The 20,359-nt window shown below is 71.7% G+C and carries 22 protein-coding genes; 9 read left to right on the forward strand and 13 right to left on the reverse strand.

Going from position 1 to position 20,359, the window contains the following annotated elements; translation table 11 throughout:
* Nucleotides 1-1,048, forward strand: a 1,048-nt coding sequence (locus STBA_RS28925) for a hypothetical protein (RefSeq protein WP_216355985.1), incomplete at its 5' end; no start/stop codon positions are given.
* A 107-nt stretch (nucleotides 1,049-1,155) separates the two neighbouring features.
* Here STBA_RS28925 and STBA_RS28930 read toward each other — a convergent pair.
* Genes STBA_RS28930 through STBA_RS28940 form a run of 3 tightly spaced genes read right to left on the reverse strand, consistent with a single transcriptional unit; the run spans nucleotide 1,156 to nucleotide 4,594 of the window.
* Complete coding sequence (locus tag STBA_RS28930; protein WP_077062008.1) at nucleotides 1,156-1,899, reverse strand: succinate dehydrogenase/fumarate reductase iron-sulfur subunit; 744 nt, start codon at nucleotides 1,897-1,899, stop codon at nucleotides 1,156-1,158.
* Nucleotides 1,896-3,854, reverse strand: a complete 1,959-nt coding sequence (locus STBA_RS28935; protein ID WP_077062009.1) for a fumarate reductase/succinate dehydrogenase flavoprotein subunit — start codon at nucleotides 3,852-3,854, stop codon at nucleotides 1,896-1,898. The genes STBA_RS28930 and STBA_RS28935 overlap by 4 nt, the downstream gene beginning before the upstream one ends.
* Nucleotides 3,851-4,594 carry a succinate dehydrogenase cytochrome b subunit gene (locus STBA_RS28940; protein ID WP_077062010.1) on the reverse strand — a complete coding sequence of 248 codons (744 nt, stop codon included), beginning with the start codon at nucleotides 4,592-4,594 and terminating at the stop codon, nucleotides 3,851-3,853. Before STBA_RS28940 ends, STBA_RS28935 begins: the two co-directional genes overlap by 4 nt.
* Before the next feature lie 77 nt (nucleotides 4,595-4,671).
* Here STBA_RS28940 and STBA_RS28945 point away from each other — a divergent pair, with 77 nt between their 5' ends.
* Nucleotides 4,672-5,547: a LysR substrate-binding domain-containing protein gene (locus STBA_RS28945; protein WP_077062011.1), complete on the forward strand. Its 876-nt coding sequence runs from the start codon at nucleotides 4,672-4,674 to the stop codon at nucleotides 5,545-5,547.
* A 50-nt stretch (nucleotides 5,548-5,597) separates the two neighbouring features.
* On the opposite strand, the gene STBA_RS28950 is transcribed toward STBA_RS28945, so the two are convergent.
* Entirely contained in the window at nucleotides 5,598-5,969 is a 372-nt protein-coding gene (locus STBA_RS28950) for a DoxX family protein (RefSeq protein WP_077062012.1), read from the reverse strand.
* A gap of 7 nt (nucleotides 5,970-5,976) precedes the next feature.
* Nucleotides 5,977-6,438: an ester cyclase gene (locus STBA_RS28955; protein WP_077062013.1), complete on the reverse strand. Its 462-nt coding sequence runs from the start codon at nucleotides 6,436-6,438 to the stop codon at nucleotides 5,977-5,979.
* A 142-nt stretch (nucleotides 6,439-6,580) separates the two neighbouring features.
* Between STBA_RS28955 and sigJ the strand changes: the two genes are divergently transcribed.
* Nucleotides 6,581-7,486 carry an RNA polymerase sigma factor SigJ gene (gene sigJ, locus STBA_RS28960; protein WP_077062014.1) on the forward strand — a complete coding sequence of 302 codons (906 nt, stop codon included), beginning with the start codon at nucleotides 6,581-6,583 and terminating at the stop codon, nucleotides 7,484-7,486.
* Nucleotides 7,487-7,600: 114 nt separating this feature from the next.
* Here sigJ and STBA_RS28965 read toward each other — a convergent pair whose 3' ends face one another.
* From STBA_RS28965 to STBA_RS28985, 5 genes are all read right to left on the reverse strand, one after another.
* Nucleotides 7,601-8,215 (reverse strand): hypothetical protein, encoded by a 615-nt coding sequence (locus tag STBA_RS28965; RefSeq protein ID WP_077062015.1) that lies wholly within the window; start codon nucleotides 8,213-8,215, stop codon nucleotides 7,601-7,603.
* A 4-nt stretch (nucleotides 8,216-8,219) separates the two neighbouring features.
* Complete coding sequence (locus STBA_RS28970) at nucleotides 8,220-9,134, reverse strand: carbohydrate ABC transporter permease (protein WP_077062016.1); 915 nt, start codon at nucleotides 9,132-9,134, stop codon at nucleotides 8,220-8,222.
* On the reverse strand, nucleotides 9,131-10,096 hold the full coding sequence (locus STBA_RS28975) for a sugar ABC transporter permease (protein ID WP_077062017.1): 966 nt from the start codon (nucleotides 10,094-10,096) through the stop codon (nucleotides 9,131-9,133). Before STBA_RS28975 ends, STBA_RS28970 begins: the two co-directional genes overlap by 4 nt.
* Before the next feature lie 46 nt (nucleotides 10,097-10,142).
* Nucleotides 10,143-11,453, reverse strand: a complete 1,311-nt coding sequence (locus tag STBA_RS28980) for an ABC transporter substrate-binding protein (RefSeq protein WP_077062018.1) — start codon at nucleotides 11,451-11,453, stop codon at nucleotides 10,143-10,145.
* Nucleotides 11,454-12,380: 927 nt separating this feature from the next.
* Complete coding sequence (locus STBA_RS28985) at nucleotides 12,381-13,283, reverse strand: DUF3626 domain-containing protein (protein ID WP_077062019.1); 903 nt, start codon at nucleotides 13,281-13,283, stop codon at nucleotides 12,381-12,383.
* A 141-nt stretch (nucleotides 13,284-13,424) separates the two neighbouring features.
* On the opposite strand from STBA_RS28985, the gene STBA_RS28990 reads away from it, so the two are divergent.
* Nucleotides 13,425-14,429, forward strand: a complete 1,005-nt coding sequence (locus STBA_RS28990) for an NAD(P)/FAD-dependent oxidoreductase (protein WP_077062020.1) — start codon at nucleotides 13,425-13,427, stop codon at nucleotides 14,427-14,429.
* A 5-nt stretch (nucleotides 14,430-14,434) separates the two neighbouring features.
* Here the strand turns inward: STBA_RS28990 and STBA_RS28995 are convergent, their stop codons facing one another.
* Nucleotides 14,435-15,007: a hypothetical protein gene (locus STBA_RS28995; RefSeq protein ID WP_077062021.1), complete on the reverse strand. Its 573-nt coding sequence runs from the start codon at nucleotides 15,005-15,007 to the stop codon at nucleotides 14,435-14,437.
* 195 nt (nucleotides 15,008-15,202) lie between these two features.
* Between STBA_RS28995 and STBA_RS29000 the strand changes: the two genes are divergently transcribed.
* Together STBA_RS29000 and STBA_RS29005 are read left to right on the forward strand one after the other, a co-directional pair.
* Nucleotides 15,203-15,724, forward strand: coding sequence for a DUF4142 domain-containing protein (locus STBA_RS29000; protein ID WP_077062022.1), 522 nt, complete (start codon nucleotides 15,203-15,205; stop codon nucleotides 15,722-15,724).
* Nucleotides 15,725-15,816: 92 nt separating this feature from the next.
* A complete protein-coding gene (locus STBA_RS29005; RefSeq protein ID WP_077062023.1) occupies nucleotides 15,817-16,377 on the forward strand; it encodes a hemerythrin domain-containing protein in 561 nt (186 codons plus the stop codon).
* An 83-nt stretch (nucleotides 16,378-16,460) separates the two neighbouring features.
* Here the strand turns inward: STBA_RS29005 and STBA_RS29010 are convergent, their stop codons facing one another.
* Together STBA_RS29010 and STBA_RS29015 are read right to left on the reverse strand one after the other, a co-directional pair.
* Entirely contained in the window at nucleotides 16,461-16,961 is a 501-nt protein-coding gene (locus STBA_RS29010; protein WP_077062024.1) for an NUDIX domain-containing protein, read from the reverse strand.
* Between the two features lie 100 nt (nucleotides 16,962-17,061).
* On the reverse strand, nucleotides 17,062-17,697 hold the full coding sequence (locus STBA_RS29015; protein WP_077062025.1) for a TIGR03085 family metal-binding protein: 636 nt from the start codon (nucleotides 17,695-17,697) through the stop codon (nucleotides 17,062-17,064).
* Nucleotides 17,698-17,767: 70 nt separating this feature from the next.
* Here STBA_RS29015 and hisI point away from each other — a divergent pair, with 70 nt between their 5' ends.
* The 3 genes from hisI to STBA_RS29030 are packed head-to-tail and all read left to right on the forward strand — an operon-like array spanning nucleotide 17,768 to nucleotide 20,258.
* On the forward strand, nucleotides 17,768-18,130 hold the full coding sequence (gene hisI / locus STBA_RS29020; protein ID WP_077062026.1) for a phosphoribosyl-AMP cyclohydrolase: 363 nt from the start codon (nucleotides 17,768-17,770) through the stop codon (nucleotides 18,128-18,130).
* Between the two features lie 11 nt (nucleotides 18,131-18,141).
* Nucleotides 18,142-19,653 carry an anthranilate synthase component I gene (locus tag STBA_RS29025; RefSeq protein ID WP_077062027.1) on the forward strand — a complete coding sequence of 504 codons (1,512 nt, stop codon included), beginning with the start codon at nucleotides 18,142-18,144 and terminating at the stop codon, nucleotides 19,651-19,653.
* Nucleotides 19,650-20,258 (forward strand): TIGR02234 family membrane protein, encoded by a 609-nt coding sequence (locus STBA_RS29030; RefSeq protein ID WP_077062028.1) that lies wholly within the window; start codon nucleotides 19,650-19,652, stop codon nucleotides 20,256-20,258. Before STBA_RS29025 ends, STBA_RS29030 begins: the two co-directional genes overlap by 4 nt.
* The last annotated feature ends 101 nt before the right edge of the window (nucleotides 20,259-20,359 follow it).

The raw sequence follows: 20,359 nt of genomic DNA on the forward strand, positions 1-20,359 counted from the left end.
AGGAGCCATGAAGCTCCGCACCAAGGCGGCCGCCGTCTCGGCCGCCGCCGTCACCGTGCTCGGCACCGGTCTTGCCGTGACCCAGTCGGCGCCGGCCGCCGCCCACACCGTGCCGCCGTCCGTGCTCGCCGAGACGCCGACCGGGTTCGCGAGCATGTCCGCGCTCGGGCAGGACGGCACCACGGGCGGCGCCGGCGGGCCGCAGATCCCGGTCTCGGACGCGGCCTCGTTCATCGAGGCGATCGCGGCCGACGGGCCGCGGACCGTCGTCGTGGAGGGCATGATCACGCTGCCCGCCGGCATGTACGACGTCAGCTCCGACACCACGATCGTCGGCGTCGGCGCCGACTCCGGCATCAGCGGCGGCGGGCTGAACGTCGGCCTGCCGGTCGACGAGTCCGTGACCTCGCCGCCGCCGGACGCCGTGCACAACGTGATCATCCGCAACCTGAACTTCCGGGACGCGAGCGACGACTCGATCAACGTCCAGATGTTCTCGCACCACGTGTGGATCGACCACAACGATCTGGCCGAGGGCTATGACGGCCTCATCGACATCAAGCGCGGCTCCAGCTACATCACCGTCTCGTGGAACCACACGCACGACCACGCCAAGAACATGCTGCTCGGGCACGACGACGACAACGCGGCCCAGGACGTGGGCCACCTGAACGTCACGTACCACCACAACTGGTACGACCAGACCCCGCAGCGCAATCCCCGGGTGCGGTTCGGCAACCCGGTGCACGTCTTCAACAACTACTTCTTCGACAACAGCGACACCGGCCCGGCCTGCCAGGCCGACTCCGGCTGCTGGATCGAGAGCAACTTCTTCGAGGACGTCGAGGAGCCCATGACGACCGACTACTCGGGCCCCAGCGGCAACATCGTGGAGCGCAACAACCACTTCGAGGGGGAGACGGGCGAGCCCGTCGTCGGCGGCGAGGTCCGCGACCCCGGCGCGTTCTACTCCTACACGCCCGACCCGGCCGCGGACGTCAAGGCGCTGGTGACGGCGGGAGCGGGCACCGGCACCATCGGCCTGTGAGCCGTATGCCCGGCTGATCCGGGCAAGGAAAGGGGGCGGCCCTCCGGCGGGAGGGCCGCTCTCCCTTCCCGCCGCCGTATAAGAGGACCGCCCCCGGGCCGCCCGAGTCAGACGCCCTTGCGGAGGGCGCGCAGATACTCGCGGTTCATGGTGGTGATGGACGACATCGGGATGCCCTTGGGGCACACCGTGGTGCACATGCCGGTGTTGGTGCAGCCGCCGAAGCCCTCGTCGTCCATGGTGTCGACCATGTCGAGCACGCGGCTCTCGCGCTCGGGACCGCCCTGCGGGAGCGTGTTGAGGTGCACGACCTTGGCCGAGGTGAACAGCATGGCCGACCCGTTGGGGCAGGCGGCCACGCAGGCGCCGCAGCCGATGCACTCGGCGTGCTCGAACGCGGTGTCCGCCGCCGCTTTGGGCACCGGGGTGGCGTGCGCCTCGGGGGCGCTGCCGGTCGGGGCGGTGACGTAGCCGCCGGAGCCGATGATGCGGTCGAACGCCGAGCGGTCCACGACGAGGTCCTTGACCACGGGGAACGCGGCGGCCCGCCAGGGCTCGATGTCGATGACGTCGCCGTCCTCGAACTGCCGCATGTGCAGCTGGCAGGTCGTGGTGCGCTCGGGCCCGTGGGCGTTGCCGTTGATGACCATGCCGCAGGCGCCGCAGATGCCCTCGCGGCAGTCGTGGTCGAACGCGACGGGCTCCTCGCCGCGCAGGATCAGGTCCTCGTTCAGGGTGTCGAGCATTTCGAGGAACGACATGTCGGGGGAGACGTCGGTGACCTCGTAGGTGGTCATGGCGCCCTCGGTGTCGGGGCCCGTCTGCCGCCAGATGCGCAGGGTGAGGTTCACGCGTAGCTCCGCTGGGTGGGGTGGACGTCGTGGAAGACGAGGTGCTCCTTGTGCAGCACGGGCGCCGCGCCGCTGCCGGTGAACTCCCAGGCCGCGGCGTAGGTGTACTCCTCGTCGTGCCGCTCGGCCTCGCCGTCCGGGGTCTGGCTCTCCTCGCGGAAGTGGCCGCCGCAGGACTCGGCGCGGTGCAGCGCGTCCAGGCACATCAGCTCGGCCAGCTCCAGGTAGTCGGCGACGCGGTTGGCCTTCTCCAGCGACTGGTTCAGCTCGGTGCCGCTGCCGGGGACCTTGATCCGCCGCCAGAACTCCTCGCGCAGGGCGGGGAGGCGGTCCAGCGCCTTGCGCAGCCCGGAGTCGCTGCGGGACATGCCGCACTCGTCCCACAGCAGCTCGCCCAGCTCGCGGTGGAACGAGTCGGGCGTGCGGTCGCCGTTGTTGGACAGCAGCTGGTAGAGGCGGTCGGTCACGCCGAACACGGCCTCGGTGACCGCCGGGTGGTCGGCCGGCACCTCGTCGTGGGGGTGGCGGGCGAGGAAGTCGGCGAGGGTGGACGGGAGGATGAAGTACCCGTCGGCCAGGCCCTGCATCAGGGCGGAGGCGCCCAGCCGGTTCGCGCCGTGGTCGGAGAAGTTGGCCTCGCCGATCGCGAACAGGCCGGGAATCGTCGTCTGGAGGTCGTAGTCCACCCACAGGCCGCCCATCGTGTAGTGGATGGCCGGGTAGATGCGCATCGGCACCTGGTACGGGTCCTCGGCGGTGATGCGTTCGTACATCTCGAAGAGGTTGCCGTACTTGGCCTCCACCGCCGGGCGGCCCATGCGGGCGATCGCGTCGGCGAAGTCCAGGTAGACGCCCTGGCCGCCGGGGCCGACGCCGCGGCCCTCGTCGCAGACGGTCTTGGCGGCCCGGGAGGCGATGTCGCGCGGCACCAGATTGCCGAACGATGGGTAGGCCCGCTCCAGGTAGTAGTCCCGCTCGTCCTCGGGGATGTCGCCGGGCGCCCGGGTGTCGCCGCGCTCCTTGGGCACCCAGATGCGGCCGTCGTTGCGCAGCGATTCGCTCATCAGCGTCAGCTTGGACTGGTGGTCGCCCGAGCGCGGGATGCAGGTGGGGTGGATCTGGGTGAAGCACGGGTTGGCGAAGTACGCGCCGCGCCGGTGGGCGCGCCAGATGGCGGTGGCGTTGGAGTTCTTCGCGTTGGTGGAGAGGAAGAAGACGTTGCCGTAGCCGCCGGTGGCCAGCACGACCGCGTCGGCGAGGTGGGTGTCGACGCGGCCGGTGATCAGGTCTCGGGCGACGATGCCGCGGGCCCGGCCGTCGACGACGATCAGGTCCAGCATTTCGGTGCGTGGGTGCATCTCGACGTTGCCCGCGGCGATCTGCCGGGACAGCGCCTGGTAGGCGCCGAGCAGCAGCTGCTGCCCGGTCTGGCCGCGGGCGTAGAAGGTGCGGGAGACCTGGACGCCGCCGAACGAGCGGGTGTCGAGCAGGCCGCCGTACTCGCGGGCGAACGGAACGCCCTGGGCGACGCACTGGTCGATGATCTCCACGGACACCTCGGCGAGGCGGTGGACGTTGGACTCCCTGGCGCGGAAGTCGCCGCCCTTGACGGTGTCGTAGAAGAGGCGGCGCACCGAGTCGCCGTCGTTGCGGTAGTTCTTCGCGGCGTTGATGCCGCCCTGGGCGGCGATGGAGTGGGCGCGCCGCGGGGAGTCCTGGTAGCAGAACTGGACGACGCGGTAGCCCTGCTCCGCGAGCGTCGCGCCGGCCGCGCCGCCCGCGAGCCCGGTGCCGACGACGATGACGGTCTGCTTGCGGCGGTTCGCCGGGTTGACGAGCTTGGCCTCGAAGCGGCGCCGGTTCCAGCGCTCGGCGACGGGGCCGTCGGGGGCCTTGGTGTCGACGACGGGCTCGCCGGTGCGGTAGTCGAGGTAGCTGCCGTGGGGCGTGGTCATTCCACTACTCCCGTCATCACGCCGATGGGTACGGAGAGGAAGCCGATGGTCAGGATCAGGGCGAGGCCGTTGGCGGTGACCTTCAGCGCGCGGTCGCGGGTCGGGCTGCCGACGCCCAGGGTCTGCGCGGCGCCGTAGAAGCCGTGCCGGATGTGCAGGCCGACGGCGATCATCGCCACGAAGTAGATGACGTTGCCGTACCAGGTGTCGAACGTCGCCACGATGTTCTCGTACGGGCGGCCGTGCTCGCCGTTCGGGTTCACCGTGCCGGTGGTGAGGTCCAGGATGTGCCAGACGATGAACAGCGCGAGGATGATCCCGCCCCAGCGCATGGTGCGGGTGGCGTAGCTCGTGCGGCGGCGCTGGTGCACGTACTTCACGGGGCGCGCGGCGATGTCGAGGCGGCTCAGCTGGTAGGCGGCGACGCCGTGCGCGATCACGGCGGCGAGCAGCGCGACGCGCATGATCCACAGGAACCACTCGTGGTGCAGCACCGGCTCGCCGATGGTCCGCAGCCAGTGCGCGTAGCTGTTCATGTCGTCGGGGCCGAAGAAGACCTTCAGGTTCCCGACCATGTGCGCGATCAGGTAGAGCAGCATGACGGCACCGCTGACGGCCATGACCGTCTTCTTGCCGATCGTGGATCGCCAGAGCCGCCCGGCCGTGGACACGGGCCGGGTCGGGCGCTGCTTTTCGCGCTGTTGCTTGTCGCGCTGTTCCGGGCGCGTCGCCAGAGCCATGATCCGACCGTAGGTCGCGGCAGGGGAATCAGTCCAAGACATAGAACGGCTGATTCCGATAGCCGTAGGCTATCAACATGCAATTGCAGCAGCTCCGCTACTTCGCGGCCGTCGCCGAGACCCGGCATTTCACGCGCGCGGCCCGCCGCGAGCACGTCGCCCAGCCGTCGCTCTCGCAGCAGATCCGCGCCCTGGAACGGGAGCTGGGCGCCGAGCTGTTCCACCGGGCCCGCGGCCACATCTCGCTCACCGACGCCGGTGCCGCCCTGCTGCCCCTGGCCCGCCGCATCCTGGCCGACACCGACACCGCCCGCCGCGAGGTGCAGGAGGTCGCGCAGCTGCGGCGCGGCCGGGTCAGACTCGGCGCGACGCCGAGCCTGTGCGCCAGCCTGGTGCCCGGGGTGCTGCGGACGTTCCGCGACAGCTACCCGGGCGTCGAGCTGTTCGTCCACGAGGACGGCTCGCAGGACCTGGTGCGCATCCTCGCGGCCGGCGAGCTGGACCTGGCGCTGATCATCACGCCCCTGCCGGGGCAGGCCCCGGCGCTGGCCACCGAGGAGCTGCTGCGGGAGGAGCTGGTGGTGATCTCCTCGCCCATGCTGCCGCCGCCCGTGCCGGGGGACCGCATCGGCATCGAGGATCTGCGGGGCGAGCCGCTGGTGATGTTCCGGCACGGCTACGACCTGCGGGAGCTGACCCTCGCGGCCTGCCACGGCGCCGGCTTCGAGCCGACGTTCAGCGTCGAGGGCGGCGAGATGGACGCGGTGCTCGGCTTCGTCCGGGCGGGCCTCGGCCTCGCCGTCGTCCCGAGCATGGTCGCCGAACGGGCCGGCCTGCGCGCCACCCCGTTCGCCCCGCCCGGACTGCACCGCACGATCTCGGTCGCCCACCGCGGCGACGTCTCCCCGCCCCGGGCGGCGAGAGAATTGCAGCGCATCCTCATGGCGCATTGAGCCGCATCGAGCCGCATCGAGCCGCATTGCCCCGCCGCCGCGGGCCGCGGTCACCAGCCGTAGGGGCCGAACCGGCCCCACGCGACGAGCGCGGCGAGCGCGAACAGGACGGCGGTGACCACCACTCCGGACGGCTCTTCGCGGCGGATGTGCAGGGCCGCCGCGATGGCCATCACGGCCGCGAGCCCGGCACCGGCGAGCGGTGTCAGCACGGGCGCGATTCCGGTGGCGGCCGGCACGATCAGCCCGATCGCGCCGAGCAGCTCCACGGCACCGATGAACCGCACCGTCGCCGGGGAGACGTTCCGCATCCACGGATACTTGGCGGCCTGCTTCTCCTTCGGCTGGACGGCCTTGGCCAGGCCGGACATGGCGAACATGGCCGCCAGGACCGCCTGCACGATCCACAGGAAGACGTGCATATGTGCGTCACTCCCCACGTGATTCGGGTGAAAAGCCACCGGGGATCATGCCGAGCTGCCGCATCAGCGACAAAAGGTCGACGACTCCCCACGTCTCCGCTACGCGGCCGTCCGTGAAGCGGCCGATGAAAATCTCCTTGTAGGTGATGGAGATGCCGGTGGGCGGGATTCCCATGTACTCCCCTCGGTGGGTTCCTGTCACCGTGTTCCGGCAGACGACTTTGTCCCCCTCGGCGATCAGATCCTCGACCGCGATATGAAGGTCGGGAAAGGCTTGGTGGAGCGTGGTGAACACCTTTTTGATCGCCTGCGCCCCCGTCGCTTCGACCGGCAGCGGCATGTGGATCAGGGCGTCCGGCCGGAAGACCTCGTCGATCGTTCTCGACATCAGCTCCGTATCGCCGCCGCCGAAGGCTTCTTGCAGGCGGTTGAACGTCGCTTTGTTGCGGGACAGCTGGTCTGCTGACATGGCTTCTCCTCGGTCGGCGTGCTTTTTCCTGGTGGTCCGGGCTTCCGCAGCCTGTTGACGACGCAGCCCTCCGAGGTGTGACACGCACACCAGCCGGCCGGTGGACGTGTCACATCGGGAGCGGCTGTGTCGTCAACAGGGCATGGGAATCACAGAGTCGGACGCACGGGAGACCGAGGAGCGGCTGGCGCGCTCCTTCGAGGCCAACCGGCCGCGGCTGCTGCGCGTGGCCTACACGATGACGGGCTCGCTGGCCGAGGCCGAGGACTGCGTTCAGGAGGCGTGGCTGCGGCTGCGCGGGCTGCCCGATCCGGCGGTCGTCCGCGATCTCGCCGCCTGGCTGACGACCACCGTCAGCAGATTGGCGCTCGACGCCCTGAACAGCGCGCGTGCGCGCCGGGAGCAGTACGTCGGCACGTGGCTGCCCGAGCCGCTGGTCGAGGACCGCTCGCGCGACCCGGCCGACCGCGTCACGCTGGACGAGTCGGTGAGCATGGCGCTGCTCGTCGTCCTGGAGCGGCTTTCCCCCGCAGAACGCACCGCGTTCGTGCTGCACGACGTCTTCGGCGTTCCCTTCCGCGAGATCGCCGGGATCGTCGGCCGCTCACCGGCGGCCGTGCGCCAGCTCGCCTCGCGGGCGCGCCGGCAGGTCGAGGGCGGGCGCCCGCGGAGGCCGGTGACGGAAGCCCAACAGCGGGAGCTGATCGACGCGTTCCTGGCCGCTTGCCAGGGCGGCGACCTGCCGGGGCTCATCGCGCTGCTCGACCGCGACATCGTGCTGCGCGGCGACGGCGGCGGCAAGGTCGCCACGCTCCAGCACGCGGAACGCGGCGCGGCGCGGGTGGCCCCCATGATGATCGCCAGAGCCCGCGAGGGCGGCCCGCTGGACATCGTGCTCACCCAGGTCAACGGCGCTCCCGGGCTGGTGTTCCGGAGCAGCGATGGCGAGCTGTCGGTCATGGCGTTCACGGTGGACGCCGGGCTGATCACCGCGATCGACATCGTGCGCAACCCGGACAAACTCGCGAAAGTCCCGGACCTGGCCTGAGGGCTCGCCCACCGTCGCGCGGTGGTGCCGCCGTCTCCGTGCCCCGGAACCTACGCGGCACCTACCGCGGCACCTACGCGGCGCCCCCGGGAGGACCGGACAGGGCCCGGGCGCTCAGGCGCTCGGGCCGCCTGGCTCCGCGGTGCCGTACCCGGGCTCGGCGCGGGCCGCGGCGCGGTGCTCGACGGCGATCGCGGCCAGCGCCAGCAACCCGCCCGCCACGAGGTAGAGCGGCAGCAGCATCCATACGAACACCAGACACATCCCGCAGGCGAACGCCAGCAGCACCGAGCCGGCCACGTCCTCCCGCGCCCGCGCGACGGCCGCATGCACGGTCGGCGCCGCGGCGCGGCCCGGCCGCCAGGCCGCCGCGGCGCGCAGCAGCAGCGACCCCCAGGCCGCGAGCAGCAGCACGGTGACCGCGAGCATCCCGGCCGAGCCGGGGATCACGTCGGCCTGGGCGAGCGACAGGTTCCACAGCAGGAGCAGCAGCGCCGCCGTCCAGCCGAGCGCGGCCGGCCACAGGGTGCGGCAGGCCGCCGTGAAGTCCCGCAGCAGGTCGGCCACCCGGACGCTGTCGCCGGTGAGGTACCGGCGCAGATGGGCGGCGCCGGCCGCCAGCGCGGGCAGCGCGGTGACGACCGGCACGGTGAGCAGGGCCACGACCAGGCCGGTGATGACGACCTCGCCGAAGAGGGCGAAGCCCGTTTGCCACCGTTTGCCGTCCATGAGATCAGCCCTTCAGGCCCTGGGTCGCCACGCCCTCGACGATATAGCGCTGGAAGAGGATGAAGAAGATCAGCACCGGTGCGAGCGCCAGCACCGCGGCCGCCATCTGGCCGCCGTAGTCCGAGACGCTCGTCTGGTCCGTGTACTGCCGCAGCATCAAGGGCAGCGGGTACTTGTCCGGCGTCCGCAGGTAGATCAGCGGCGCGAGGAAGTCGTTCCAGCTCCAGATGAACGCGAAGATCGACGCCGTGGCCAGCACAGGACGCATCAGCGGCAGCATGATCGCGGTGAAGATCCGGAGGTGCCCGGCGCCGTCGATCCGCGCCGACTCGTCCAGCTCGCGGGGCAGGTTCCGCATGAACTGCACCATCAGGAAGACGAAGAACGCCTCCGCCGCGAGGAACTTGCCGATCAGCAGCGGCATGTAGGAATCTGTCCAGCCGATCTCGTTGAACATGATGAACTGCGGAATGATCACCACGTGGAACGGGAGCAGCAGGGTGCCGATCATCAGGGAGAAGAAGAGGTTCCGCCCCGGAAAATCGATCCGCGCGAACGCGTAGGCCGACACCGAACAGGACAGGCAGACGCCGACGGCCGAGCCGACCGCGAGAATCATGGAGTTGGTGAAGAACGTCCAGAATGAGACGCCACCGATTCCCTCGAACGCGGTCCTGAAGTTGTCCAGCGTCGTATTGTCCGGAATCAGGCCCGTCTGGCCGACGATTTCGTTCGTCGGCCGGAAGGACGACAGCAGCATCCACACGCCCGGGTAGAGCATGACCGCGGCGAGCGCGAGGATGCCGATGTGCAGCAGCAGCGTCTTGCCCGCGCGGCGCCGCTTGGCGCGGCGTCGCAGCTCGGCGCCCGGGTCGGCCGCCGGGGCGGCCTGGCCGTCGGTGAGGATGGTGGCGCTCATCGGCCCTCCCCGGAGTAGTGGACCCAGTAGCGCGAGGTCCTGAAGAAGATCAGCGTGATGATGCCGACCGCGATGACCAGCAGCCACGCCATCGCCGCGGCATAGCCGAGCTGACCGCCCTGGCCGAAGCCGCGTTGGTAGAGGTACAGCGTGTAGAACAACGTGGAGTTCGCCGGACCGCCGCGCCCGCCGGAAATGATGAACGCGGACGCGAAGACTTGGAAGGAGTTGATCGTTTCCAGTACCAGGTTGAAGAACAGCACCGGCGAGAGCATCGGCAGCGTGATCCGCGTGAACCGGCGCATCGGCCCGGCGCCGTCCACCTGCGCGGCCTCGTACAGCTCGTTCGGTATCTGCTTCAGACCGGCCAGGAAGATGACCATGGGTGCGCCGAACTGCCACACCGCCAGGAGGATCATCATCGGCATGGTCCGGCCCGGGTCGCCGACCCAGCCGCCGTTCCAGGTGCCGAAGTAGTCCCCGATGTCGTCGATGATGCCCTGGTCGTTGAACATCGCCTTCCACACGATGGCGATGGAGACGCTGGCGCCGATCAGTGACGGGGCGTAGAAAAGCGACCGGTAGGTGCCCTTGCCGCGCTTCCTGTTGTTCAGCAGCATCGCGACGCCGAGCGCGGCGGCCAGCTTGATCGGCGTTCCGACGATCGCGTACGTCAGCGTCACCTGGACCGAGTCCAGGAACCGCGGATCGTCGAAGAGGCGAGTGAAGTTCTCGGTGCCGATCCACTCACCGCCGCGGATGGGGTGGTAGTCGGTGAACGCCAGGTAGAGCGAGGCGATCATGGGCCCGGCCGTCAGGGCGATGAAGCCGAGCAACCACGGGGCGAGGAAGGCGTAACCGGCCCGGGTCTCGGCAGCCCGCCGCGACGGCCGCTTGTTCTGCGGCCGTCGCGCGGGCCCGCCGGCCCGAGTGGCCCGGGACGCCTCGTGCGTCACGGTCATGTGCTGGTTCCGTTCGGGGGAGTCGTCGTCACGGGGCGGGTGGCGTTCAGTAGGTCACCAGCAGGTTCGGCGCCTCGCCGAACCAGCGCTCGACGAACTCGTCCGTGTCGATCTGCCGGAAGCCGAACTCCTGCGCCAGCACCTCGACGTACTCCGTCTCCAGGGCGCCGAAGCCCTCCGGCTGGACCGGAACGGTGGCGGTCGCGTGCCCCTCGTCCCGCACCCGCTGCTCGTACTCCATGACCCGCGCGTCCAGGCTGCCCTCCTCGACGTTCAGCGCGTCCAGCCGGCCCTGGGAGGACGGCACACCCAGGTCGGTGCCGATGATCTCGCCGGCCTCGGGGGAGTTGATGAGGAAGTCGATCAGCTGCGCGGCCTCTTCGGGATGATCGGTGTTCGCACCCATGGAGAGCTGCATGGTCGGCTTGAAGAACATGTGCTTCTGGCCGTCCGCGCCCGAGGGCACCGGCATCAGCTGCATGTTCTCGGTGCCGAGGTCGGCGGAGTAGCCGTGCAGGAAGTTGTCCCAGTGGAATTCCACCGCGGCCTCACCGCTGGTGAACCCGCCCTTCGGCAGCAGCTGCTCGGTCCGCTCGGCGGGGAAGGTGAGGTCCTCGGGCTCGCGCAGCTCGTCCGTGCTGGAGATGAACGTGCGCATGTCCTCCTCGTCGAAGTTCATCTCGCCGTTCTCGGAGAACGGCTCGATGCCCTGCTGGACGAGGTGCTGCATGAAGAACCACCAGACCATCGTGTAGTCCGTGGCGCCGTACACCGGGGGGTCCATGTCCGCGCCGGCCGCGGTGACCTCGGCAAGGAAGTCGTGGTACTCGTCCCACGTGTAGTCCCAGTCCGGTATCTCGACACCGAGCTCGGCCAGCAGGTCCGGGTTGTAGAGCAGGGCGAGGGTGTTGGTGCCGGTGGGAATGGCCACCAGCTGCTCGTTCACCTCGCCGGAGGCGATCAGCTCCTCGTCGATCTGGGAGACGTCGAGCGCGCCGCCGTCCGTGAACTCGGACATGTCGTACAGCAGGCCGTTGTTCGCGTATTCGAGCAGGCGCGAGGCGTCCATCTGAATGACATCGGGCAGCTCGGCGGACGTGGCGTCCGTGCTGCGCTGCGTCCAGTAGTCCTGGAATTCGCCGAAGCTGGTCTGCACCTCGATATCCGGGTTTTCCTGCTCGAAAAGGTCGATGGCCGCCTCGTAGCGCTCGGATCGCTCGGCGCCGCCCCACCAGGTGAAGTTGAGCGTGACCTTTCCGTCATCGCCGCCGTCGCCATCGGAGCCGCATGCGGTGAGTGCCAGCGAACCAACGAGGGCCAGGGTCAGACCGCGCGTCGCGGTCTTTCTGATCGACATGTAGAGCCTCCCTGCTCTGCCATTGCGTAACAGCACTTCAGGAGCGGTGTCATAGCCTTTTCAGCCCCCTGCGGCACCCGAAGTGAATCGTTACAATACCGTCGGGGTCGGCGGGGGCAACCGGACAGCGGGTAACTTTTCGGAAACGTCGGCGAGGGCTTTTCCGCCCACTTCCGCGACGTCTGCGCACGGCCGGGCCGGCCGGTGTGCCCGTACGGCGTCACCGGCCGTTCGTCACCGGCCTGTTCCTCACCGCGTCACGCGGCGGGCCGCGGGCCGCGTCGGCTCCGCCCTTCCCTCCCGTCGGCGTGCCCGGCGGTCTGCCTGCTTCGCCCGCGACCGCAAGTCCCGGCGGCGGCGCGGGGTCTCGCGCGCCGGGCCGGTCCGCGGCCGTCCCGCCCGCCGGGACGGCCCGTTCGTCCTGGGCGTCCCGCGGCGAGGGCCGCGGCTCTGCGGCTCATCCGGTGCTCCTTTGTTTCCCGGACGAGGGGGTCCGTCTGAAGTACGTGCGTGAATCGATTCATTCGCATGGCGGACATGACTGCCATGCAGCCGCAGCAAGCGCTTTCGGCTGCACCGGAGTGTGGCAACGGACGATTGGTTAAGTCAAGACTTGTGCAACCCCGTGTGAACATGCATGCGGATGACCGGGCGCGCCTGCTCGACCGTCTCGGCCGTGCCGGATGCGTCCGTCGCGTGCCCGCCGCGTCCGACCGCCGCCGGGTCGTGGTCGAGCCCACCGTGGACGGGCGGTCGAAGGCCGGGGGAGTTCTGCACGGGCATGGGGGAGCGGACGATGGCCGTCCTCGTCGGATTCGGAACGCGAACTCGCGGTGGTCCTCCGCTTCGTGACCACCGGACGTGACGCCACCCGCGCCGAAGCGGAACGCCTGCGGGGCGGGGGAGTAGCGCCGCGGCGGGGCTCGTTCAGCCGGTGGGTGCCGTCCGGGGGCGTGGGGCGGGCCGGCCGTCCGCGGGGGGCGCGGTCGGCTCCGGGGGCGCGCCGAAGCGGGCCAGGTAGTGCCAGACCTTCTTCAGCGCCTGCGGGTCGTACCGGCCGGTCGCGGCGGCCTCGCCGATGGTGCGCGGGACGAGGAGCCCGTTCACGGCGATTTCCGCGCCCAGGTCCACGAACTCGGGCCCGCGGAAGTCCGGATGCCGCCGCAGCTCCGCCACCGTCAGCCGGTACCCGCCGTGCCACTCCACCGGGCAGGGCAGCAGCCGGGCCGCCGCCTCCACGGCCGTTCCGCGGTGGCACGGGTCGAGGACCAGCGCCTCCACGTCGCGGCCGAGCCGTACGCCGCCGTGAATCTGCGCCTCGATGTGGCCGTCCAGCACGTCGAAGCCGTCCGCGGCGGCCCGTTCGGCGAGCGCGAAGCGGGCGGCGACGCCGAACGCGGACGGGCCCGCCGAACTGTCCGGGTAGCAGAACGTCGCCCGCGGCAGTACCCCGGCCGTCAGCCGGAAGTGCGCCGAGCCGAACCGCGGTGCCGCGCCGACGCTCAGGCGCGCGACGTTCAGCCCGCCGTAGACGGGCCGTTCCCGTGCGGGGGCATGGTCGTAGGCGCCGCCGAAGATCCGGCTCTCCCAGTGCCAGCGGTCGCCCCCCGGGCGGGCGGTGAGCCCGCCGTTGCTCGTGCCGGTCACGAACTGCGACAGGTAGACGCCGTCCGCCGCGAGCCGTTCCAGGATGGCCCGGCCGCCCGAGAACCGGTCGGGATGAAAGTTCATCGTCACGCGCAGGCCGCAGCCGAGAGGCCCGCCCGCCGACCGGGCAGCGACGTCGCGCAGCGCCCTGTCCTGCGCCGAACCGGGGATGAAGCCGCTCATCCGGGCAGTGTGCCCGAGCGTCCGAGGACGGCGCACGCCCTTTGCGCGCCACCGCCCCGTGTGGAGGTTGCCGGAGTGGCAACGTGTGTTGCTCTCCGGGGAGCCGTCCCGCAGCATCGGCAGGGAACGGAGGTATCACTCATGTCCGAAGCAACCCCGCGGGAATTCCCGGCATCCAAGCGTTACGACGTCGTGGTCATCGGCGGTGGCGCCGCCGGGTTGAGCGGTGCGCTCGCCCTCGCCCGCGCCCGGCGTTCCGTGCTCGTCGTCGATGCGGGGCGCCCCCGCAACGCCCCGGCCGACGGCGTCCACACCTACCTGGGCCGGGAAGGGACCCCGCCCGCCCAGCTGCTCGCCCGCGGCCGCGCCGAGGTGACCGGTTACGGGGGTGAGATCGTCGCCGGCACCGTCACCGGGGCCGAGCGCCTGCCCGGCGGGGACTTCCGCGTCGTGCTCGGCGGCGGCGCGCACGTCGCGGCGTCCCGGCTGCTGGTGACCACCGGCCTGCGCGACGAACTGCCCGAGGTGCTTGGCGTGGCGGAACGGTGGGGCCGGGAAGTGCTGCACTGCCCCTACTGCCACGGCTGGGAGGTGCGCGACGCGGCGATCGGCGTGCTGGCCACCGGGCCCGCCGCCGTGCACCAGGCCCTGCTGTGGCGGCAGTGGAGCCCGCACATCACGCTGTTCCTGCACACCGCGCCCGAGCCGGGCGAGGCCGGGCGCGAACAGCTCGCGGCGCGCGGCATCTCCGTCGTCGAGGGGCCGGTGGCGCGCCTGGACATCACACGGGACCGGCTCACCGGCGTCGTGCCGGCCGCCGGGCCCACCGTCCCGTGCGACGCCCTGGCGGTCGCCCCCCGCTTCACCGCCCGCGCCGACCTCCTCGCCCCGCTCGGCCTGCGCGCCACGGACGTGGAACGGGACGGGCACGTGATCGGCAGCCACGTCGCCGCCGACCCCATGGGCGCCACGGAGGTGCCCGGCGTGTGGGTCGCGGGCAACGTGGCGAACGTGACCCAGCAGGTCATCGGCGCCGCCGACGCCGGCGTGCGCGCCGGCGCGGCCATCAACGCCGACCTGATCGACGAGGAGACCCGGCGGGCCGTCGCCGCGCACCGCGCGGGCGGCGGCGCCCGCGCCGCCTGAGGGCCCTACGCGCTGCCGACCGCGTCCGGGTCCTGGCCGGCGCCCGGTGCGGCGCCGGAGGCCGCACCGCCGCCGGGGGCCAGCCGGGAGAGCAACTGCGCGCGGTGCAGCTCGGCGACCGGCGCGGTCAGATCGGGATGCCGCAGGAGCGCCGCGGCCCGCCGGTCACGTTCCGCGGGGTCGGTCAGCCGCCGGAACTCGACCGCGGACGAGCTGGCGTGCGCGCCGCGGGCCACCGTCGCAACGGCCCGTTCCGCCAGGGCGGCCGAGGTCAGCAGGCACGCGGCCCAGCTCGCGACCGCCTCGTCCACCCAGGTGCGCCAGGCGAAATCCGCGCCGTCGAGCAGCACGGTGTCCGCCCCGACCACCCAGTCGAGGTGCGCCGAGCCGCCGGGGCCCGCGAGCGCGACCAGCGCGGCGTCCAGCTCCGTCGGATACCGGAGCCAGGCGGCCACGGTGACGGCCTGCCGCGCCTGCACCTCCGCCAGGACCTCGGCCAGCGGCCCGTCCGCGGCCGGGTAGGCGCGCAGCAGCCACTGGGTGGTGGCCGCGATCACGGGTGAGAGATCGGCGCACACGGACGACTTCCTCCCGATCCGGCGTGCGTAGGGCGTACGGGTGACAAACGCCAGCCAGGGTAGTCGCTCGGCCGCGCGCCACTCTCACCCGAATGGCCGCGGGCCATGTGCGCCGCCCGGGGCGGCGGCGGACAGTGGCGACTGAGGCGCGCGGGCGCCCCGGGGCCTCGCCCCGTTCACTCAAGTGGAGTTGCCATGCGAGCAGTCCGAACAGCAGCGATCACCCTGGCCGCCCTGTGCCTGGCCGGTTCCCCCGCGGGCCTCGCCCACGCGCAGGACAACGTCTCCGCCGAGGACGAGACGTTCGTCACAAGCGCACACCAGTCCAATCTGGCGGAGATCGCCGCGGGTCAGGACGCGGGTGAGAACGCGACCACCCAGTGCGTCAAGAACGTCGGCGCCGCCCTGGTGCGCGACCACACGCGTCTGGACGAGGCGCTCACCGAGCTGGCCGACCAGTTCGGCATACCGCTGCCCGACGCCCCCACCGAGGAGCAGCAGCGGCAGCTCGCCGAGGTCCGGGCCGAGGCGGGCACACCGGCGTACGACGAGAAGTGGCTCCTCACCCAGGCCGCCGCCCACGAGGCGACGCTGGCCCTCATCGACCGCGAGCTGGACGCCGGCACGAACGCGGACGTCAAGGCAGCCGCCGAGGCGGCCCGTCCGGTCGTGGAAATGCACCTGGAGATGGTGCGCGACGGCGTCTGCCACGACTGAAGCCCGATGTTTTCCGCGCGCCCCCGCCGGATACCCGGGCGCGCGACGCGTCGCGCACACGCGCCCTCACGCACGTCGAAGGAGACAGCACCATGGGACACGGCGGAGACATCATCAGGGAACTGACCACGGACCACGGGGAGGTGGAGGACGTCTTCCGGGAGATCGAGGCGCTTCCGCCGGGGCACGAGGCGCGCAAGGAACTGGCGGACCGGGCCACGATCGAGCTGGTGCGGCACTCCGTCGCGGAGGAGGCGTACCTCTACCCGGCCGTGCGGGAGCACGTGCCGGACGGGGGCCGCATCGCGGACAAGGAGATCGACGACCACGCCACCGCCGAGGAGATCATGAAGGCCCTGGAGGGCCACGGCGCCTCGGAGCCGGAGTTCGACCGGCTGATCGGCCGGCTGATGCTGGAGATCCGCGAACATATCCGCGACGAGGAGGAGAACCTCTTCCCCATGCTGCGGCAGGCATGCTCGCAGGACCAGCTCGAGGAGCTGGGCGACAAGGCCCGCCGCGCCAAGTCCATGGCGCCCACCCGGCCGCACCCCTCGGCCCCCGACCGGCCGCCGTTCAACAAGCTGCTTGCGCCCGGTGCCGGGCTCGTGGACCGGGCGCGCGACGCGCTGAGCGGCCGCGGCAAGGACTGAAACCAGGGTCCGCCCCGCCCCGCGCGCTCCTCCCGTGCCTCCCCGCGCCGGGAGCGCACGGGGCGGGGGCCCACGCCCCCGGCTCAGCCGGGGGCGAGACCGAGCGCCCGCGCCGCCACGTCGTACACCAACTGGTCGGCGGGCAGCCGGTTCTCCTTCAGCCGCTCCAGGTCGGCCGGGCCGAACCAGCCGTAGCGCGGATGTTTGGCCCACTCCAGCGCGGGCGCGTCCAGATCGCCCGCCACGTCCACGACGTAGTCCGCCTCGTGCCGCACGCCAAGGCCGTCGTCGCCCTCCCAGGTCAGCACGCCGAGGAACCTGCGGACGCGCCGCACCCGCCAGCCGGTCTCCTCCGTCACCTCGCGCACCAGCGTGTCCAGCAGCGACTCACCCGGCTCGACGTGCCCGCCGACGAGGTCCCACGTGCTGGGGAACAGCCGCCTCGCCGCGGACCGGAACTGCGCGAACACCTCGCCGCGCCCGTTCAGGATCACCGCGCCCACGACCCACGACTGCCCAGGGCCCACAACGGGGAACGTGACGCCCTCGTCGACGACGATCCCCTCCGCGCGCCCGGCGCTCACGCCGCACACTCCCGCCGGCTCACCCGGACGGGTGGGCAACTCCCGTGCGCTCCGGGCCCGTACCCGCGTGACCTCCAGTTCGAGCGCGGCATCGCGCGGCTCAGCCGAAGCCAAGCTTCGCCTGCCGTACCTTGGCGACCGCCTCCGGCTCGCCCTCCACCTCGACCCGCGCCGCCTCCTGGCGCCCCGACGCGAACAGCAGCAGCTCGCCCGGCTCCCCGGTGACCGTCACCACCGGCGCGCCCTTGTGGGCCACCACCGTCTGCCCGTTGGGCCGGCGCAGCACGAGACCGGCCGGGCTGCGGCGGCCCATGATCCGGCCCGCCGTCTCCAGACGCTTCCACAGCGCCTCCGCGAACACCCCGTCCAGCGGGCGCGGCGTCCACTCGGGCTGCGCGCGCCTGATGTCCTCGGCGTGGACGTAGAACTCCACCGTGTTCGCCGCCTCGTCGATCTGTTTCAGGGAGAACGGCGAGACCCGCGGCGGTCCTGTCCTGATCAGCTGGATCAGCTCGTCGTACGGCCGGGCCGCGAACTCGTTCCGCACGCGCTCGGACCGGGCCGCCAGGGGCTTGATGAGGATGCCCCCCGCCGCGTCCGCGCGGCGCTCGCGCACCACCAGGTGCGCGGCCAGGTCACGGGCCGTCCACCCCTCGCACAGGGTGGGAGCCTCGGGGCCCGCGGACTCCAACAGATCCGCGAGCAGCAGACGTTCACGCTTGGCATGGGTTGACATGCATCCACCCTAATCGCCCGCCTTCCGCAGCGGGCCACGCTCACCGCGTGCGGCGCGGCAGAATGGAGCCATGTCCCGCATCCCGCCGTCCCTCGACCCGGCCATCGCCGACCGCCTCAAGCGCACCGCCGACGGCCTGGTCGCCGCCATCGCCCAGCAGTACGACACCGGGGAGGTGCTGATGCTCGGCTGGATGGACGACGAGGCGCTGCGCCGGACGCTGACCACCGGCCGCTGCACCTACTGGAGCCGCAGCCGCCGCGAGTACTGGGTCAAGGGCGACACCTCGGGGCATGTCCAGCACGTGAAGGCCGTCTCCCTCGACTGCGACGGCGACACCGTTCTCGTCCAGGTCGACCAGGTCGGTGGCGCTTGTCATACCGGTGACCGCACCTGCTTCGACGCCGGCCGGCTCCCCCTGATGGAGCAGTAGGCTCAGCGGCCATGACGACGCCAGACCTCGACCGTTTCCGGGCACTCGCCAAGGAGCGCCGCGTCATTCCGGTCACCCGTCGCCTCCTCGCCGACGGCGACACCCCGATCGCGCTCTACCGCAAGCTGGCCGCCGAGCGCCCCGGCACCTTCCTGCTGGAATCCGCGGAGAACGGGCGCACCTGGTCCCGTTACTCCTTCATCGGCGTCTCCAGCATGGCCACCCTGACCGTGCGCGAGGGGCGGACACACTGGCTGGGCACGCCGCCGGTGTCCGTGCCCGTGGACGGCGATCCGCTGGAGGTCCTGCGCGAGACCATCGAGGTCCTGCACACCCCGCACGACCCGCAGCTGCCGCCGTTCACCGGCGGCATGGTCGGCTACCTCGGCTACGACGTCGTCCGCCGCCTCGAATCGGTCGGCGACAGCGCCCGCGACGACCTGCGGCTGCCCGAGCTGACCATGCTCCTCACCTCCGACCTGGCCGTCGTCGACCACCGCGACGGCACGGTGCTGCTGATCGCCAACGCCATAAACCACAACGATCTGGAGACGGGGGCCGACGAGGCGTACGCCGACGCCGTGCGCCGCCTCGACCGGATGACCGCGCGCCTGGCCGACCCCGCGCCCTCGGCCGCCGTCGCGCTGCCCGCCTCCGAGCTGCCGCCGCACACCGTCCCCTGGGGCGGTCCCGACTACCAGCGGGCCGTGGAGACCGTGAAGGAGTACATCCGCGCGGGCGACGCGTTCCAGGTCGTGCCCTCGCAGCGCTTCGAGACGCCCTGCCCCGCGAGCGCCCTCGACGTCTACCGGGTGCTGCGGACCACCAACCCGAGCCCGTACATGTACCTGTTCAGGTTCGAGGGCGAGGACGGGCCGTTCGACGTGGTCGGCTCCAGCCCCGAGGCGCTGGTGAAGGTCGAGGACGGCCGGGCCATGCTGCACCCCATCGCCGGCACCAGGCCGCGCGGCACCACCCCGCGGCAGGACGCGACCCTCGGCGAGGAGCTGCTGGCCGACCCCAAGGAGCGCGCCGAGCACCTGATGCTCGTCGACCTCGGCCGCAACGACCTGGGCCGGGTCTGCGCCCCCGGCTCCGTCGAGGTCGTCGACTTCATGTCGGTGGAGCGCTACAGCCACGTCATGCACATCGTGTCCACCGTCACCGGCCGCCTCGCCGAAGGGCGTACCGCGTTCGACGCGCTGACCGCCTGCTTCCCCGCCGGAACGCTGTCCGGGGCGCCCAAGCCACGCGCGCTCCAGATCATCGAGGAGATCGAGCCCACCCGGCGCGGCATCTACGGCGGCTGCGTCGGCTACCTCGACTTCGCGGGGAACGCCGACACCGCCATCGCCATCCGCACCGCCCTGCTGCGTGACGGCACCGCCTACGTCCAGGCAGGTGCGGGTGTCGTCGCCGACTCCGACCCCGTCGCCGAGGACACCGAGTGCGGAAACAAGGCGGCGGCCGTTCTCAGGGCGGTCGCCACCGCGGGGAAGCTGCACGGTAGCGTGGAAGAGTGAAGCGTGACCCCGCCGCCGGCAGCAGCACCAGCGCGACGCGCCGTTCGCTCGGCGCCGCGCTGCTCAGCGGCGCGGCCGGGGCCGCCATCGTCCTCGTCTCCGCCGGGCAGACCTGGGGCGAGGCCGAGGCCGCCGTGGCGGGCGCCGAGCTGCCCGTGACCGCGAGCGGCAGCGACGTGTCGGGACTGCCGAGCGCCCTGGCGCTGGTCGGACTCGCCGCGCTGGTCGCGGTGTTCGCGGTCCGCCGCACCGGCCGCGTCGTCGTCGCCTCCCTGCTCGCCCTCAGCGGTGCGGGCGCCATCGGCGCCGCCCTGATCGGCGCGAGCGACACCGCGGCCCTGGAGGACCGCGCGGCCGAGACGATGGGCCTGGCCGAGGCCGCCGTCACCGGTGTCGGCCACACCGGGTGGCCGTGGTTCTCCGCGTTCGGCGGGCTGCTGCTGCTGTGCGCGGGGCTGCTGGCCCTCAGCTACGGCCGGCAGTGGCCCGCGATGTCCGGCAGGTACGAGCGGGCCGCCCGCCGCGCCCCGCGGCGCGAGGAGAGCGGCTCCGACCGGCCCGAGGACATATGGCGCGCCCTCGACCGCGGCGAGGACCCGACGTAGGTCCGGCCTGGCCGGGCCCGTTCGCCGGGTTGTCCGAGCCGCCTGCCACAATGGCAGGCGGGCGCACCGAGGGAACGCACCCACGATCCTGACCACGAGGA

The sequence above is a fragment of the Streptomyces sp. MP131-18 genome, assembly GCF_001984575.1.
GTDB classification, from domain to species: Bacteria; Actinomycetota; Actinomycetes; order Streptomycetales; family Streptomycetaceae; genus Streptomyces; species Streptomyces johnsoniae.

Coding starts and splice junctions, on each gene's coding strand:
- STBA_RS28950 (WP_077062012.1), bottom strand. CDS start 5,969: ATGCACGTCTTCCTGTGGATCGTGCAGGCGGTCCTGGCGGCCATGTTC.
- STBA_RS28985 (WP_077062019.1), bottom strand. CDS start 13,283: ATGAGCGGCTTCATCCCCGGTTCGGCGCAGGACAGGGCGCTGCGCGAC.
- STBA_RS29025 (WP_077062027.1), top strand. CDS start 18,142: ATGACGACGCCAGACCTCGACCGTTTCCGGGCACTCGCCAAGGAGCGC.
- STBA_RS28975 (WP_077062017.1), bottom strand. CDS start 10,096: ATGACCGTGACGCACGAGGCGTCCCGGGCCACTCGGGCCGGCGGGCCC.
- hisI (WP_077062026.1), top strand. CDS start 17,768: ATGTCCCGCATCCCGCCGTCCCTCGACCCGGCCATCGCCGACCGCCTC.
- STBA_RS29015 (WP_077062025.1), bottom strand. CDS start 17,697: ATGTCAACCCATGCCAAGCGTGAACGTCTGCTGCTCGCGGATCTGTTG.
- STBA_RS28965 (WP_077062015.1), bottom strand. CDS start 8,215: ATGGACGGCAAACGGTGGCAAACGGGCTTCGCCCTCTTCGGCGAGGTC.
- STBA_RS28935 (WP_077062009.1), bottom strand. CDS start 3,854: ATGACCACGCCCCACGGCAGCTACCTCGACTACCGCACCGGCGAGCCC.
- STBA_RS29005 (WP_077062023.1), top strand. CDS start 15,817: ATGGGACACGGCGGAGACATCATCAGGGAACTGACCACGGACCACGGG.
- STBA_RS28980 (WP_077062018.1), bottom strand. CDS start 11,453: ATGTCGATCAGAAAGACCGCGACGCGCGGTCTGACCCTGGCCCTCGTT.
- STBA_RS29000 (WP_077062022.1), top strand. CDS start 15,203: ATGCGAGCAGTCCGAACAGCAGCGATCACCCTGGCCGCCCTGTGCCTG.
- STBA_RS28990 (WP_077062020.1), top strand. CDS start 13,425: ATGTCCGAAGCAACCCCGCGGGAATTCCCGGCATCCAAGCGTTACGAC.
- STBA_RS28940 (WP_077062010.1), bottom strand. CDS start 4,594: ATGGCTCTGGCGACGCGCCCGGAACAGCGCGACAAGCAACAGCGCGAA.
- STBA_RS28970 (WP_077062016.1), bottom strand. CDS start 9,134: ATGAGCGCCACCATCCTCACCGACGGCCAGGCCGCCCCGGCGGCCGAC.
- STBA_RS28945 (WP_077062011.1), top strand. CDS start 4,672: ATGCAATTGCAGCAGCTCCGCTACTTCGCGGCCGTCGCCGAGACCCGG.
- STBA_RS28955 (WP_077062013.1), bottom strand. CDS start 6,438: ATGTCAGCAGACCAGCTGTCCCGCAACAAAGCGACGTTCAACCGCCTG.
- sigJ (WP_077062014.1), top strand. CDS start 6,581: ATGGGAATCACAGAGTCGGACGCACGGGAGACCGAGGAGCGGCTGGCG.